Origin of the sequence: Nocardia pseudovaccinii NBRC 100343 (assembly GCF_001613225.1) — a bacterium.
GTDB classification, from domain to species: Bacteria; Actinomycetota; Actinomycetes; order Mycobacteriales; family Mycobacteriaceae; genus Nocardia; species Nocardia pseudovaccinii.
The window spans coordinates 1-13514 of the sequence record NZ_BDBY01000228.1 but is presented as its reverse complement, the minus strand read 5'-3'; the positions used below and the strand labels follow the sequence as shown (position 1 = coordinate 13514).

The following is a 13514-nucleotide window of genomic DNA, read 5'->3' as shown; positions in this document are numbered from 1 at the left end:
AGTCCTCGGCGCGCGAAGGCCCGCTCCTTCGAGGGTACCGGGCCTATCGCGACCCGGCGGCCGATGAACTCAGGCCCAGAGCTGGCCGTCGAGGCGTTCCTCGGCCTCTTCGAGAGTTCCGTCGTACGCGCCGGTGGACAGGTACTTCCACCCGCCGTCGGCCACCACGAAGGCGATGTCCGCCCGCGTGCCCGCACGCACGCATTTGCGCGCGACACCGAGCGCCGCGTGCAGAATCGCGCCGGTCGAAATGCCCGCGAAGATGCCCTCTTCCAATACCAGCTCGCGCGTGCGCTTCACCGCATCGAAGGGGCCGACCGAAAAGCGAGTGGTCAGCACCGACTCGTCGTAGAGCTCGGGAATGAAGCCCTCATCGATATTGCGCAGTCCGTACACGAGTTCGCCGTAGCGCGGTTCGGCCGCGACGATTTCGATGCCGGGCACCTTCTCGCGCAGGAAGCGACCGGTGCCCATGAGCGTGCCGGTGGTCCCGAGACCCGCTACGAAATGCGTGATCTCGGGCAGGTCGGCGAGGATCTCCGGGCCGGTGGTCTCGTAGTGCGCCAAGGCATTGGCCGGATTGCCGTACTGGTAAAGCATCACCCAGTCCGGATTCTCCGCCGCGATCTGCTTGGCCAGCGCGACCGCCTGATTCGAACCGCCCGCGGCCGGGGAATCGATGATCTCCGCACCGAACATGGTCAGCAGCTGACGGCGTTCGACCGAGGTGTTCTCCGGCATCACGCAGACCAGCCGGTAGCCCTTGAGTTTGGCCGCCATGGCCAGCGAAATGCCGGTATTTCCGCTGGTCGGCTCCAGGATCGTGCAGCCGGGCGTCAGCAGGCCGTCGGCCTCGGCCTGTTCGATCATCCGCAGGGCCGGCCGGTCCTTGATGGAACCGGTCGGGTTGCGGTCCTCGAGCTTGGCCCACAGCCGCACCGGATTGTCACCCTCCCACTGCGGGGACAGGTTGCGCAGCCCGACGAGCGGGGTGTTGCCGAGGGTCGCGATCAGCGATTCGTAACGCGCCACGGGGTCGATCAGCCTCCGGCGACGGCGGGCAGGATGGTGACGCTCGCACCCTCGGGCACCTCCGCCTCGAGGCCGCCCGCGAAGCGCACATCCTCGTCGTCGACGTAGATGTTGACGTAGCGGTTCAGCTTGCCGTCCTTGAGCAGCCGCTCCGCGAGGCCCGGATGGTTGGCCTCGAGGTTGTCGATCAGCGCGGACAGGGTCGAGCCCTGCGCGTCGACGCGCTTCTCGCCTCCGGTAAGGCCACGCATGATGGTCGGGATGGACACGGTTACCGGCATGGGAACTCCTCGAATTCGACGAACATAGCCAAAACAATCTCGGAAAACACGGTCTAAACGGTCTCGTACGCATCGACGATCCGGACCGGCTCCTCGGTGACCCCACCGTCCACGATCCGGTAGCTGCGCAACTCGTGCTGCTCGGGATCGCGGGTGGAGATCAGCACATAATGCGCGAACGGCTCGGACGCGTAGGAGATATCGGTGCGGCTCGGATAGGCCTCGGTGGCGGTATGCGAGTGGTAGATCACCACCGGAGTCTCGTCGGCATCGTCCATCGCCCGCCACACCTTCAGCTGTTCACCGGAATCGAACCGGTAGAAGGTCGGCGAGCGCTCGGCATTGACCATGGCGATGAACCGCTCCGGCCGATCCGAACCCTCCGGACCGGCGATGACGCCGCAGGCCTCGTCCGGGTGATCGGCGCGCGCGTGCGCCACCATCGCCTCCACCAGGTCGGTCCTGATCACCAGCACGAGTCAAACCCTTCCGCATTCGGCATGTCCGCTGCCGACATATCGCACCCGACAACGATCCAGAATATTCGGCTATTCCCGCCCACCTGTCGGCCGGTACCCTCCCCGGCGCTGTTGCCATGGCTCCCGCACACTTTCGCGGAGTCTGCTCGGCGGGTCGATATGCGAGGCGTCCGAAGCTCTGCGGGACTCCGCCAGCAACGCGGGACGATGCGCGCGGCCGTTCGAAGCTGCGCGCGCGACCGCTAGGAGTGGGGGAAGAGGTCGGAGTAGGCGGGGATGCCCGCTACGGAGTGGGCGGACAGGATCGCGTCGACGATGGCGCGCTCGACGCAGACGGCGGCGGCGGTGCAGACCTCGTCCAAGACCAGGAGGTCGGCCGGGAAGGCAGTCGGCATCGGGGCGGCGGTGATTTCGGCGGTACCCGTGGACAGGGCAAATATGGTGTCGCCATCGAGCGGTGAGTGAGCGGGTCGGATGGCGCGGGCGAGTCCGTCGTGGGCAGTAGTGGCCATTCGTCGACAGTTGGCGGGGTCCAGGGGTGCGTCGGTGGCGACCACACCGATGGTCGTGTTGAGAACGGTGCCCTTGACCGGGAGGGCGTTGGCCACGGCCAGTTGCTCGGGCGTCGCGGGATACAGGCCGAATACGTCGGGGCCTTCGGTCCCGACGCCCCATGGCAGGCCGGTACGCGGATCGAAGACCGAGCCGACCGGATTGGCGACGACCAGCGCCGCCACCGTGACGCCCGCGGCGTAACCCTCGCTGAGCACGACGCTCGCGGTGCCCACGCCGCCCTTGATCGAACCGGCACGCGCGCCGACGCCCGCGCCGACGCACCCGCGCTCGAACTCCTCCGCCGCAGCTTCGGCCGCCAAGAAACCGAAGTCGGCGGTCGGTCGAATTCGCCAGTCCCCCACCGGAAGATCGAAGATCACCGCGCCGGGGACGATGGGCACCACCCGGCTCGGGTCGGCCGGATCCATCGGTATGCCCTCGTGATGTTCCTCCAGCCAACGCATTACGCCGTCCGCGGCCGCGAGTCCGTAGGCGCTACCGCCGGTGAGCAGAATCGAATTCACTTGGCGCACAGTGTTGCCCGGGTCGAGCAGATCGGTTTCCCTGGTCCCCGGTCCGCCGCCGCGCACATCGACCGCGGCGACCGCACCGCCGGGTACGCGCACGACGGTACAGCCGGTCGCCGCGCCGGAACCCAACGTCGCATCCGGATCGAGCACATGATGATGCCCGACCAGCAGGCTGGGCACATCGGTGAGCGAATTCCGCTGTCCCGCTTGCACATTCTCCTGGCTGTTCGTCACGATCAACCCCGGACCGTCAGGGCGCGAGGGCCTGCAGCAGGGAATCCTGCATCCAAGTCAGCCAGTGATAAACATCCAGATGCGGCCCACGCGGATCGTCGGGTTCGAGGTGATCCGGTGTCTCGGCATCGATTCCGAGCACCGTGCCCAATGCCAGCCGCACATCGGTCAGCGCGGTCAACCAGGCGTCGGCCTGCTCCGGCGTCAGGACGACCTTCCCGCCGTCGGTCGGCACCGTTTTCAGCACCACCGATCCGGCCGCCAATTTGGCATCGATGATCTCCGGCTCGTGTAAGCCGCGCAGCGCGCTGTTGAGATCGGCGCGATCGGCGTCGGGAGAGCCCGGTTCACTCCGGTGGAAATCCGGCAGCAACCGGTGCAGCCGGGGATCATCGGGCGGGGTCGTATTGCCGCTACGCAGCCCGGTGAGCTCGGCGAGCTCATCATCGGGTGCGGATTCGGCCCGCTCGGTCAGCAGGCCGGAAACGGCGCCGACCAGGGACCGCAGTACGCTCGCCTCACGCGCGTCCATTTCGGATCGCAATTTGAGGCCGCTCAGCGAGTTCTTCCGGCTCCACTTACGCACTGACGTCAGGGTAGTCGTACCGGTCAGTCGTCCCGCTGCATGGTCGCCCAGAGTCCCGCGGCGTGCAGCCGTCGCACGTCCTGTTCCATCTTGTCCCGCGAACCCGACGACACCACTGCCTTGCCCTCGTTGTGCACCTTGAGCATCAATTCGGTCGCCTTCGCTTTGCTGTAGCCGAACAGCTTCTGGAAGATGTAGGCGACGTAGTGCATGAGGTTGACCGGATCATCCCAGACGACCGTCACCCACGGACGGTCCTCGGCCTCCAGGATCTCGGTGTATTCGACCGCCTCCGGAGTCGCCTGTGCCGCCGACAGTGTCGCGTTCACTTCGCACAAGGCCATAACACTCAGGGTACGACTCGACTCCGGATACACAACACCCGCGCACCAGGAATCGACAGACGCCCCGGCCACACCGGCCTATCATGCCCGCCACGGCTGTCTACAGTGGCTTGCGTGGACATGCGCAGCACCGCACTGCTGACCGATCAGTACGAACTGACCATGCTCGCGGCCGCCCTCGGCGACGGCTCGGCGCACCGCCGCTGCACCTTCGAGGTGTTCGCAAGGCGCTTGCCGAATGGTCGCCGCTACGGCGTTGTCGCGGGCACCGGCCGATTGGTCGACGCGCTGGCGCATTTCCGTTTCGAGGAATCGGAGCTCGCGATCGTGGCCGGTTTCCTGGACTCGAAGACCATCGATTGGCTGCGCGACTACCGCTTCACCGGCGATATCGATGGCTATCCCGAGGGCGAGCTGTATTTCCCGGGCTCCCCGATTCTTTCGGTGCGCGGCAGCTTCGCCGAATGCGTCCTGTTGGAGACCCTCGCCCTGTCGATCCTCAATCACGACAGCGCGATCGCCTCGGCCGCCGCCCGCATGGTGAGCGCGGCCGACGGTCGCCGGATGATCGAAATGGGCTCGCGCCGCGCTCACGAACTCGCCGCGCCGTCCTGCTCGCGCGCCGCATATCTGGCTGGCTTCGACGCCACCTCCAATCTGGAGGCCGTGCGTCGCTTCGGCGTGCCCGGCGCGGGTACCAGCGCGCATGCGTTCACCCTGCTGCACATGGGGATGGCAGTCGGCGGAGCCGACGGGGTGAGTAAGTACAGCGCCGCCGACGGTGCGCACGAGGCGGCCGCGTTCCGCGGCCAGATCGACGCGCTCGGCATCGGCACCACACTGCTGGTCGACACCTTCGACATCACCCAGGGAGTGGCGACCGCAATCGCGATCGCCGGACCCGAATTGGGTGGCGTGCGTATCGATTCCGGTGATCTCGGCGTACTCGCGAGGCAGGTGCGCGACCAACTCGACGGACTCGGCGCGACCAAGACCCGCATCGTGGTCTCCGGTGATCTGGACGAGTACGCGATCGCCGCACTGCGCGCCGAACCGGTGGACGCCTATGGGGTCGGGACGTCGCTGGTCACCGGGTCCGGGGCGCCTACCGCCGGAATGGTCTACAAGTTGGTCGAGGTGGACGGGCTGCCGGTCGCGAAACGCAGCAGCCACAAGGAGTCGCGCGGCGGCACCAAGAAGGCGATTCGGCTGTCCCGCCGGACCGGCACCGTGGTCGAGGAGATCGTCTACCCGGCCGCCGGAAACCAGCCCGCCGCAAACGGATTCGAGGTTCGCGAGCTGCTGGCACCGCTGGTGCGCGGTGGCGAACCGGTCGACGGACTGCCCACCCTCGCGGACAGTCGCAAGTTGGTGGCGCGCGGGTTGGTCAGCCTGCCGTGGGAGGGCCTGAAACTGTCGGCTGGGGAACCCGCGATTCCGACGACATTTGTGAATTGACCCGGGCTGCGGCGTTGCGTCGGTTCGCCCATTCCACGACGGAGACGGCTACCGCCACGATCAAGACGCCCTTGAGCACCAGCCGTACCCAGTCGACGGCCTCGTCTGGTCGGTTGCCGAGCAGAAAGTCGACGGCGAGATAGGCCGTATAGCCGATGAAGAAAGCGATCGAGATTCTGACGGTGCTGCTCACCTGGACCTCCGAGTGTTCGTAGCCCGCCCGATCGATCAGGCGGCACAATGTAATCCACAGACAGGTGCCGAGTGTTTACAGCCTCGGTGCTCAGATCGTGGGAAAGTGAGGTCGACATGAACCGAGCGTTGATCATCGTCGACGTGCAGAACGATTTCTGCGAGGGCGGATCGCTGGCCGTCACCGGCGGGGCCACGGTCGCCCGGCGCATCACCGGCTACCTGAACTCCGCGCATTACAGTGCGGTCGTCGCCACCCGCGACTACCACATCGATCCCGGCGGCCATTTCTCCGAACACCCCGATTATGTGGACACCTGGCCGCCGCACTGCCGGGTCGGCACCTCCGGCGCGGACTTCCACCCCGCCCTGAATACCGAGCAGATCCAGGAGATCTTCTCCAAGGGCCAATACTCCGCGGCCTATTCGGGTTTCGAAGGCGCCACCGAGGACGGCACCGGCCTGGCGGACTGGCTGCGCGAGCGCGCCATCGATGAACTCGACATCGTCGGCATCGCCACCGACCACTGCGTCCGCGCGACCGCACTGGACGCCCGCATCGAAGGTTTCGACACCAGGGTGTTACTGGACTTCACCGCGGGCGTCGCACCCGACACGACCGCCGCCGCACTCGACCGCATGCGCACGGCCGGAGTCGACATCGAGGGTTCGGTCGTTCGCTGACGCAAACCGCCCGCCCCGACCTGCCGCGGGACACGCCGGGTTCGCGTATGGAAGGTGTGCGAAGCGGGCCGAGGATCCGATCGGCGGTGATCGGTGTCGGTCCCAAGCAGTAGGCTCGTCGCGTGCCCGAACTGCCGCCCGTCCCCGAGCTTTTGGCCACCGCTGTGCGCGCGCTCGGCGGGAAGGAGCGCGTCGGGCAGGTGACGATGGCGGCCGCGGTGGATCACGCCATCGATACCAAGGAACACCTCGCGGTGCAGGCGGGCACCGGGACCGGTAAGTCGCTGGCGTATCTGGTGCCGAGTCTGCGTCACGCGGTGCGCACCGGCCGGACCGTGGTGGTGTCGACGGCGACGATCGCGCTGCAGCGTCAGCTCGTCGACCGGGATCTGCCGCGGCTGGCCGAGGCGCTGAGCAAACCGCTGGGCCGGGAGGCGAAATTCGCGATTCTCAAGGGGCGCAATAACTATCTGTGCCTGAACAAGATCAATAGCGTGATTCCGGACGAGCCCGCGGAGGCGGAACTCTTCGACGCGTTCGCCATCTCGCGGTTGGGCCGGGAGGTGCAGCGGCTCAACGAATGGGCCTCCAATACCGAAACCGGCGACCGGGACGAGCTCGCGCCAGGTGTCACCGATCGGGCCTGGCGGCAGGTCAGCGTGTCGTCGCGGGAGTGCCTCGGCAAGTCGCGCTGCCCGTTCGGCCAGGACTGCTTCGCCGAATTGGCCAGGGCGGAATCGGCGCAGGCCGATGTGGTGGTGACCAATCACGCCCTGCTCGCCATCGATGCGATCAGCGGCATCCAGGTGCTGCCCGAACACGATGTGGTCGTGATCGATGAGGCACACGAATTGGTCGATCGGGTCACCGGCGTCGCCACCGCCGAACTGGCCGCATCGGCGATCAGCGCCGCGGCCCGGCGCTGCGCCAAACTCATCGACCAACAGGAGGTCGACCGGCTCGAGGAGGCCGCGGAGGCCTGGCACGCGGTGCTCGACGAACTGCCCGCCGCCCGCTGGGACGCACTGCCCGACGGCATCGCGCCGGTGCTGGCGCTGGTCCGCGATGCCGCCTGGAATGCCCGCACCGCGCTCGCGCCACAGGGCGGCACCACCGCACAGGGTGATCCGGAAAGCGCCGCCGCCCGCACCCAGGCGCTCGCCGCCATCGATGAGGTGCACGACAGCGCGGTACGCGCCTTGACCGCATTCGACGAATCCGATCCGGCCAAGCGTCACGATGTCATCTGGCTCGCCGCCGACGAGATCCGCGGCGTCACCCGGCGCACGCTGCGGATGGCGCCGCTGTCGGTGGGCGGACTACTGCGCAGCAGACTTTTCGGCACCGCCACCGTCGTGCTGACCTCCGCCACCCTACAGATCGGCGGCTCCTTCGACGGACTCGCAATCACCTGGGGCCTGCCCGCACAATCGGCCAACCGCAGCGATACCGCAACCGCCAACGGCGCGCAGGCGCCCTCGGACGCGGAGACCGTGCGCTGGAGTTCGCTCGACGTCGGCTCGCCGTTCGACCATGCCAAATCCGGCATCCTGTACGTCGCGAAGCATCTGCCCGCGCCCGGCCGAGACGGTCTGGCACCGGCCTACCTCGACGAAATCGAGCGGCTGATCGGCGCTGCGGGCGGGCGCACGCTCGGGCTGTTCTCCTCGATGCGCGCCGCACGCGCGGCCACCGACGCGCTGCGCGAGCGGCTGAAAACGCCCGTTTTGTGTCAAGGGGACGACGCAACCGGCGCGCTGGTGCGCAAGTTCGCCGACGACCCCGAGACTTCGCTGTTCGGCACGCTGTCGCTGTGGCAGGGCGTCGATGTGCCGGGTCCGTCACTGAGTCTGGTGATCCTGGATCGGATCCCGTTTCCACGCCCCGACGATCCGCTGCTGACCGCGCGGCAGCGGGCCGTCGAGTCGCGCGGCGGCAATGGCTTCATGACCGTCGCGGCCAATCACGCCGCGCTGCTGCTGGCCCAGGGCACCGGCAGGCTCTTGCGCAGCGTCGATGACCGGGGTGTCGTGGCGATCCTCGATTCTCGTTTGGCGACCGCGCGCTATGGCGGCTATCTGCGGGCCTCGCTGCCGCCGTACTGGGAGACCTCGGATCCCGAAGTCGTCACCAAAGCACTGCGTCGACTCACCGCCGCAAGCGCCTGACCTGGTGGAACTGTGAGACCACTCACAAAGCATTCCAACATTTCCAGACAGAAGTAAATTGGGTACCGGTGCTTCGGTGGAACTCCAATTCCCACACCGGATGTATCGGCGAGTCCCCGCGCCAAGCCCTGCACGCGGCGCGGGGACACCACAAATCCCTGCCACCGCCGGTTCGCCCGTGAGACCGTTTCCCAATGACGCACCAGCCAGATATCGACACTCTCGGCGAATTCTTGATCAGCGCAAGATCTTTGGCCGAATACCGTGCGATCTTCGCACTCACCGAAGCTGACCTCAGCGGACGCATACTCGACTGTCCAGGCGGCGCAGCAAGTTTCACCGCGGAGGCGAGTGAACTCGGGGCCACGGTCATCGCGGCGGATCCGATCTACGCCCAACCCGTGGAGCGACTGCGCACCCTCGCCGTCTCCGAAACCGATCGCGGAAACATTTGGGCAACAGCACATCTGGACCGATATCGGTGGGACTTCTACGGCGATCCGCAACAGCATCGAGCGATACGCCTGGCCGCGGCGTCCCGCTTCGGCGCCGACATCACCGCGCATCGCGATCGGTACGTCGCGGCGCTGCTGCCGTCGCTGCCCTTCCCCGACAACAGTTTCGATCTGGTCCTGAGCTCACATCTGCTCTTCACCTACGCCGACCGCCTCGATCCGGATTTCCATCTGGCGTCCCTGCTCGAACTCTCCCGAGTGTCGGCAGGCGAGACTCGCCTATATCCACTGGTCGATCATACCGGCGCACGCCAAGACGATCTGGTCGCGCATCTACAAAAAGAACTGCACGACAAGGGAATCCGCTCGTCACTCCGGGAGACGGCCTACGAGTTCCACCACGGCGCGACCACGGTTCTGGTCCTGCACTCGAGCCGTGACCAAACGTGAAAACGACAGATCAGAGCGTCCACTTGAGGATCAATGTGACGACGGCCGCGATCACGGCCAGCACGATCGCCGCCACGCCCCAGAGAAAGCCCTGACGCTGCCACGGGCGCCCGCGGTCAAGAGAGAACTTGCCGGGACCGGTGAAAGCGACGACCGCCCCGACGGTGGCGAACAGCAAGGGCATTTCATAGCCCTTACCGGTCAGCAGGCCGCCGCCCCAGGTCGCATTGATCGCATTGATCATGGTGCCGAGCACGATGGCCGAGGCCAGCGGCGTCAGCAGGCCGAGCAGCAGCAGGATGCCGCCGGTGAATTCACTGAGTCCGGCGAGGGTGCCGAACAGTTTTCCGGGGTTGTAGCCCATGGAGTCGAAGGAGTCGGCGTTGCCGCGCCAACCCGGGCCACTGAACCAGCCGAACAGTTTCTGTGAGCCGTGCGCCGCGAGCAGGCCGCCGAAGACGACGCGCAGCACCAGGAGGCCGATATCGGCGGCGGAGTTGTCGAGAGTCGCGCCACTCGGATGGGTGGGGCGTTCGAGTGTGCCGTTGGAAGTCATGCTGGTCCTCATCCGCGCATCGGTATGAACAATGGCTCTTTAGCCTCGGCAATGAATCGGACTGCGGTCCGATTATCCCACAGTTCAGCCCAACCGCGCGATAGGCGAGGCTTATTCCGCGAGGAAGAAGAAATATCCGAGGAACATCACCATCAGCGCCCACATCGCCGGATGCACCTCTTTGACGCGCCCCTTCGCGACCATGACGATCGGATAGAACAGCATGCCCATCGCCAGTCCATTGGCGATCGAGTAGGTCAGCGGCATCATGACGACGGTGATGAAGGCCGGAATCGAGTACTCCAGCCGATTCCAATCGATCTCGCCGAGCGCGCGGGCCATCAGCACGCCGACCACGATCAGCGCGGGTGCGGTGATGGCCGCCGAACCGGCGACCACCGCGAAGATCGGATAGCAGAACATGGCGATCAGGAACCAGCCCGCCGTGGTCACAGCGGTCATACCGGTCCGCCCGCCCGCTGAGACACCCGCCGTCGATTCGACGTAGGCGGTGGTTGTCGAGGTGCCGATGACCGCGCCCGCCATGGTGCCCACCGAGTCAGCGGCAAGCGCACTGGCCGCGCGCGGCAGTTTGCCGTCCTTGTCGAGCAATCCAGCCTGGTTGGCGACGCCGATAAGGGTGCCGGAGCAGTCGAAGAAGTCGACGAAGAGCATGGTGAGAACGACGACGGCCATCTGCCCGGTGAACGCGTCGGGCAGATGGATGACGGCCTGACCGAAGGTGTGCTCTAGGCCCTTGGGCATCGCGACGACACCGTTGGGCAGATCGACCAGACCGCTGATGACGCCAACGATGGCGGTGAGCACGATGCCGTAGAGCACCGCACCGTGCCAGCCGATGACCAGGAACACCACGGTCATCACGAGACCGAACAGCGCGAGCAGCGTGGTCCCCTTGGTGAAGTCGCCGAGAGTGACGAGGGTGGCCTCGCTATTGACCACGATGCCCGCGTTCTTCAGACCGAGGAATGCGACGAACATGCCGATGCCCGCGCCGACGGCCAGCTTCATCTGCATCGGAATCGCATTGAGAATGCGTTCGCGCACCTTGGTGATCGCGAGCACGAAGAAGATCACCCCGGACAGGAGGGTCCCCGACAGCGCCACCTGCCACGGGATCCCCATCCCGAGCACCACCGAATAGGCGAAGAAGGCATTCAGGCCCATACCTGGCGCGAGTGCGATCGGATATCTGGCCCACACCCCCATGACCAGCGTGCCGAAGACCGCGGCGACGGCCGTCGCGGTGAAGACCGCCTGCATGGGAATGCCCTTGGCACCGAGCGCACCCTCGTCGCCGAGCACCGACGGATTCACGGCGAGCACATAGGACATGGCGAGGAAGGTGATGGTTCCGGCCATCAGCTCACGCTTCATGGTCGAACCGCTCGAACTGATGCCGAAGTACGCGTCGAGGCGTCCTCGGGTTCGCGTCAGAACGTCGGTGACCATGAGCTCTCCAGTCGAAAAACGAGTACAGGCGTGCCAGGGCACGGTAGCCGACAATTCACTGCACTCGAGAACCCGACCCATCAGCAGGTATTGGGTTCTCGTGAGCAGCGTCACGGTAGCCATCTCAGACAGATTGATCTACCTTGCTTCGCACGGACGTCTCGCAAGCAACCGCACACCTGCAGTTCGGCGGCAAGGTCGAACCGTTCCCCAGCCCACTGACCTCACTGCTCGGCGGCGCCACCACCTTCCGCGGCCTGGATTTCAACAAGGGCGCCAAGGCCACCATCAACCTCTGGTTCGCCTATTCGATCCACTGGCCCGTGGAGGTCGAAGTCGAAAAACACACCACCATCGACGTCCCCGCAGGCAAATTCGACGCCTGGCAGGTCAAGGCCGAACCCAGCTTCGCCCACCTCAACGGCCTACTCGACAAGGTGATCCACGGCATCTTGCCCGCCTTCACCCTGCACTTCGATGCCGCCGCGACCCACCGAATGCTGCGCTTCAGCTTCCCGACCAAACCATTGCCCTGGGACCCGAAGGGCCTGGTCCAACTGAGCTCCGAGTAGGTCCCGGATTCGACATCAGCCGTTCGGGGCGATTACCAAGCCCAGTTCGGCGTCGCTGGCGAGTAGTTCGTTGTGGGGCAGGACCCGGACCGTGTAACCGACTGCGCCGGACAGGGGGACCGGGGTTTCGACGGTGAAAAGGTCTACACCGGAGTCGGATCCGGTGTGGGTCATCGGGAAGGTGGTGGTGTCGGAGAGGTCGTCGGTCGGTGAGACTCGACCGAGTACCGCCTGCACCGTGACGTCGGCGGGGGTGAGGCCGCCGAGGTCGATGCGGGCGGCGAGCGAGAGTTCTGCGCCGATGACCGGGGTATCGGGCAGACCCGCGCTGTCGACCTGGATGATCTTGACCGAGGGCCAGGCGGCCTCGACCCGGCGGCGATACTCCGAAACCGCTCGGGCACCGGCGAATTCGTCGGCGCTCACGCGCTTACCGGCCGACGCGGCGGGGGTGTAGTACTCGACGGCATAGTCGCGAACCATGCGGGAGGCCAGCACCTGCGGACCGAGCGTTTGCAGGGTGTGACGCACCATCTCGACCCAGCGCACCGGCATATCGGAGCCGTCACGGTCATAGAAGCGCGGTGCGACGGTGCGTTCGAACAGGTCGTAGAGGGCTGCGGCCTCGAGGTCGTCGCGGCGGTGTTCATCGGAGACGCCGTCGGCGGTCGGTATGGCCCAACCGTTTTCGCCGTCGTACATCTCGTCCCACCAGCCGTCGCGGATGGAGAGGTTGAGCCCGCCGTTCAGCGCGGACTTCATACCTGAGGTGCCGCAGGCCTCCAGCGGACGCAGCGGATTGTTCAGCCAGACATCGCAACCCCAGTACAGGTAGCGGGCCATCGACATGTCGTAATCGGGCAGGAAGACGATGCGATGTCGCACTTCCGGATCGTCGGCGAACCGAACGACCTGCTGAATCAGCGCCTTGCCGCCATCGTCGGCCGGATGACTCTTACCCGCGACGACCAGTTGCATCGGCCGATCGGGATTCAGCAGCAACGCACGCAAGCGCTGCGGATCGCGCAGCATCAGGGTCAACCGCTTGTAGGTCGGCACCCGGCGCGCGAAACCGACGGTCAACACATTCGGATCGAAAACGCTATCGACCCATCCCAATTCAGCCGAAGCAGCGCCGCGCTCCAACCAGGACGCGCGAACCCGACGGCGCACCTCGGCAACGAGGGTGGCGCGCAAGGCATTCCGGGTCGACCACAATTCACCCAGGTCGAAATCGCGCAGCTTCTCCCAGCCACGCGCCTCCTCGACCAGCTCGGGACCGATGTGCTCGCGTGCCTTGTCGAACCATTCGCGCGCCGCCCAGGTCGGGGCGTGCACACCATTGGTCACCGAACCGATCGGCACGTCGGTCGCGTCGAAGCCGGGCCACAGGGGCGCGAACATGGCGCGGCTCACCTCGCCGTGCAATTTGGAAACACCGTTGGCGCGCTGGGCGAGTCGCAAG

15 protein-coding genes are annotated in these 13514 nt (G+C 66.1%); 5 read left to right on the top strand and 10 right to left on the bottom strand.

The features are described 5' to 3' along the window. Nucleotides 1-69: 69 nt before the first annotated feature. From NP3_RS28660 to clpS, 6 genes are all read right to left on the bottom strand, one after another. On the bottom strand, nt 70-1032 hold the full coding sequence (locus NP3_RS28660) for a PLP-dependent cysteine synthase family protein (RefSeq protein WP_063044715.1): 963 nt from the start codon (nt 1030-1032) through the stop codon (nt 70-72). 8 nt (nt 1033-1040) lie between these two features. Continuing rightward, nucleotides 1041-1313 (bottom strand): MoaD/ThiS family protein, encoded by a 273-nt coding sequence (locus NP3_RS28655; protein ID WP_063044714.1) that lies wholly within the window; start codon nt 1311-1313, stop codon nt 1041-1043. A 53-nt stretch (nt 1314-1366) separates the two neighbouring features. After that, complete coding sequence (locus NP3_RS28650; protein WP_063044713.1) at nt 1367-1789, bottom strand: M67 family metallopeptidase; 423 nt, start codon at nt 1787-1789, stop codon at nt 1367-1369. A 245-nt stretch (nt 1790-2034) separates the two neighbouring features. Further along, the gene (locus tag NP3_RS28645) at nt 2035-3111 is read right to left on the bottom strand and encodes a P1 family peptidase (RefSeq protein ID WP_063044768.1); all 1077 of its coding nucleotides are present in this window, start codon (nt 3109-3111) and stop codon (nt 2035-2037) included. A gap of 16 nt (nt 3112-3127) precedes the next feature. Then, nucleotides 3128-3697: an oxidative stress transcriptional regulator AosR gene (aosR, locus tag NP3_RS28640; RefSeq protein WP_063044712.1), complete on the bottom strand. Its 570-nt coding sequence runs from the start codon at nt 3695-3697 to the stop codon at nt 3128-3130. 23 nt (nt 3698-3720) lie between these two features. After that, the gene (clpS, locus tag NP3_RS28635) at nt 3721-4041 is read right to left on the bottom strand and encodes an ATP-dependent Clp protease adapter ClpS (RefSeq protein WP_040687186.1); all 321 of its coding nucleotides are present in this window, start codon (nt 4039-4041) and stop codon (nt 3721-3723) included. A 120-nt stretch (nt 4042-4161) separates the two neighbouring features. Here clpS and NP3_RS28630 point away from each other — a divergent pair, with 120 nt between their 5' ends. After that, on the top strand, nt 4162-5499 hold the full coding sequence (locus NP3_RS28630) for a nicotinate phosphoribosyltransferase (RefSeq protein ID WP_063044767.1): 1338 nt from the start codon (nt 4162-4164) through the stop codon (nt 5497-5499). Here NP3_RS28630 and NP3_RS28625 read toward each other — a convergent pair. Next, nucleotides 5429-5692, bottom strand: a complete 264-nt coding sequence (locus NP3_RS28625) for a hypothetical protein (RefSeq protein ID WP_157124598.1) — start codon at nt 5690-5692, stop codon at nt 5429-5431. The genes NP3_RS28630 and NP3_RS28625 overlap by 71 nt on opposite strands. Nucleotides 5693-5808: 116 nt before the next feature. Here NP3_RS28625 and NP3_RS28620 point away from each other — a divergent pair, with 116 nt between their 5' ends. The 3 genes from NP3_RS28620 (at nt 5809) to NP3_RS28610 (ending at nt 9448) form a co-directional block, all read left to right on the top strand. Next, a complete protein-coding gene (locus NP3_RS28620) occupies nt 5809-6375 on the top strand; it encodes a nicotinamidase (RefSeq protein ID WP_063044710.1) in 567 nt (188 codons plus the stop codon). A 122-nt stretch (nt 6376-6497) separates the two neighbouring features. Then, nucleotides 6498-8543: an ATP-dependent DNA helicase gene (locus NP3_RS28615; RefSeq protein WP_063044709.1), complete on the top strand. Its 2046-nt coding sequence runs from the start codon at nt 6498-6500 to the stop codon at nt 8541-8543. A gap of 194 nt (nt 8544-8737) precedes the next feature. Further along, nucleotides 8738-9448 carry a methyltransferase domain-containing protein gene (locus tag NP3_RS28610; protein ID WP_063044708.1) on the top strand — a complete coding sequence of 237 codons (711 nt, stop codon included), beginning with the start codon at nt 8738-8740 and terminating at the stop codon, nt 9446-9448. 10 nt (nt 9449-9458) lie between these two features. On the opposite strand, the gene NP3_RS28605 is transcribed toward NP3_RS28610, so the two are convergent. Next, entirely contained in the window at nt 9459-10004 is a 546-nt protein-coding gene (locus NP3_RS28605; RefSeq protein ID WP_063824937.1) for a DoxX family protein, read from the bottom strand. Nucleotides 10005-10115: 111 nt separating this feature from the next. After that, complete coding sequence (locus tag NP3_RS28600) at nt 10116-11477, bottom strand: NCS2 family permease (RefSeq protein ID WP_063044707.1); 1362 nt, start codon at nt 11475-11477, stop codon at nt 10116-10118. Nucleotides 11478-11620: 143 nt separating this feature from the next. On the opposite strand from NP3_RS28600, the gene NP3_RS28595 reads away from it, so the two are divergent. Continuing rightward, complete coding sequence (locus tag NP3_RS28595) at nt 11621-12049, top strand: hypothetical protein (RefSeq protein WP_063044706.1); 429 nt, start codon at nt 11621-11623, stop codon at nt 12047-12049. A gap of 15 nt (nt 12050-12064) precedes the next feature. On the opposite strand, the gene glgP is transcribed toward NP3_RS28595, so the two are convergent. Then, nucleotides 12065-13514 (bottom strand): alpha-glucan family phosphorylase (gene glgP, locus NP3_RS28590; RefSeq protein WP_157124597.1); only part of this gene is annotated, 1450 nt, incomplete at its 5' end.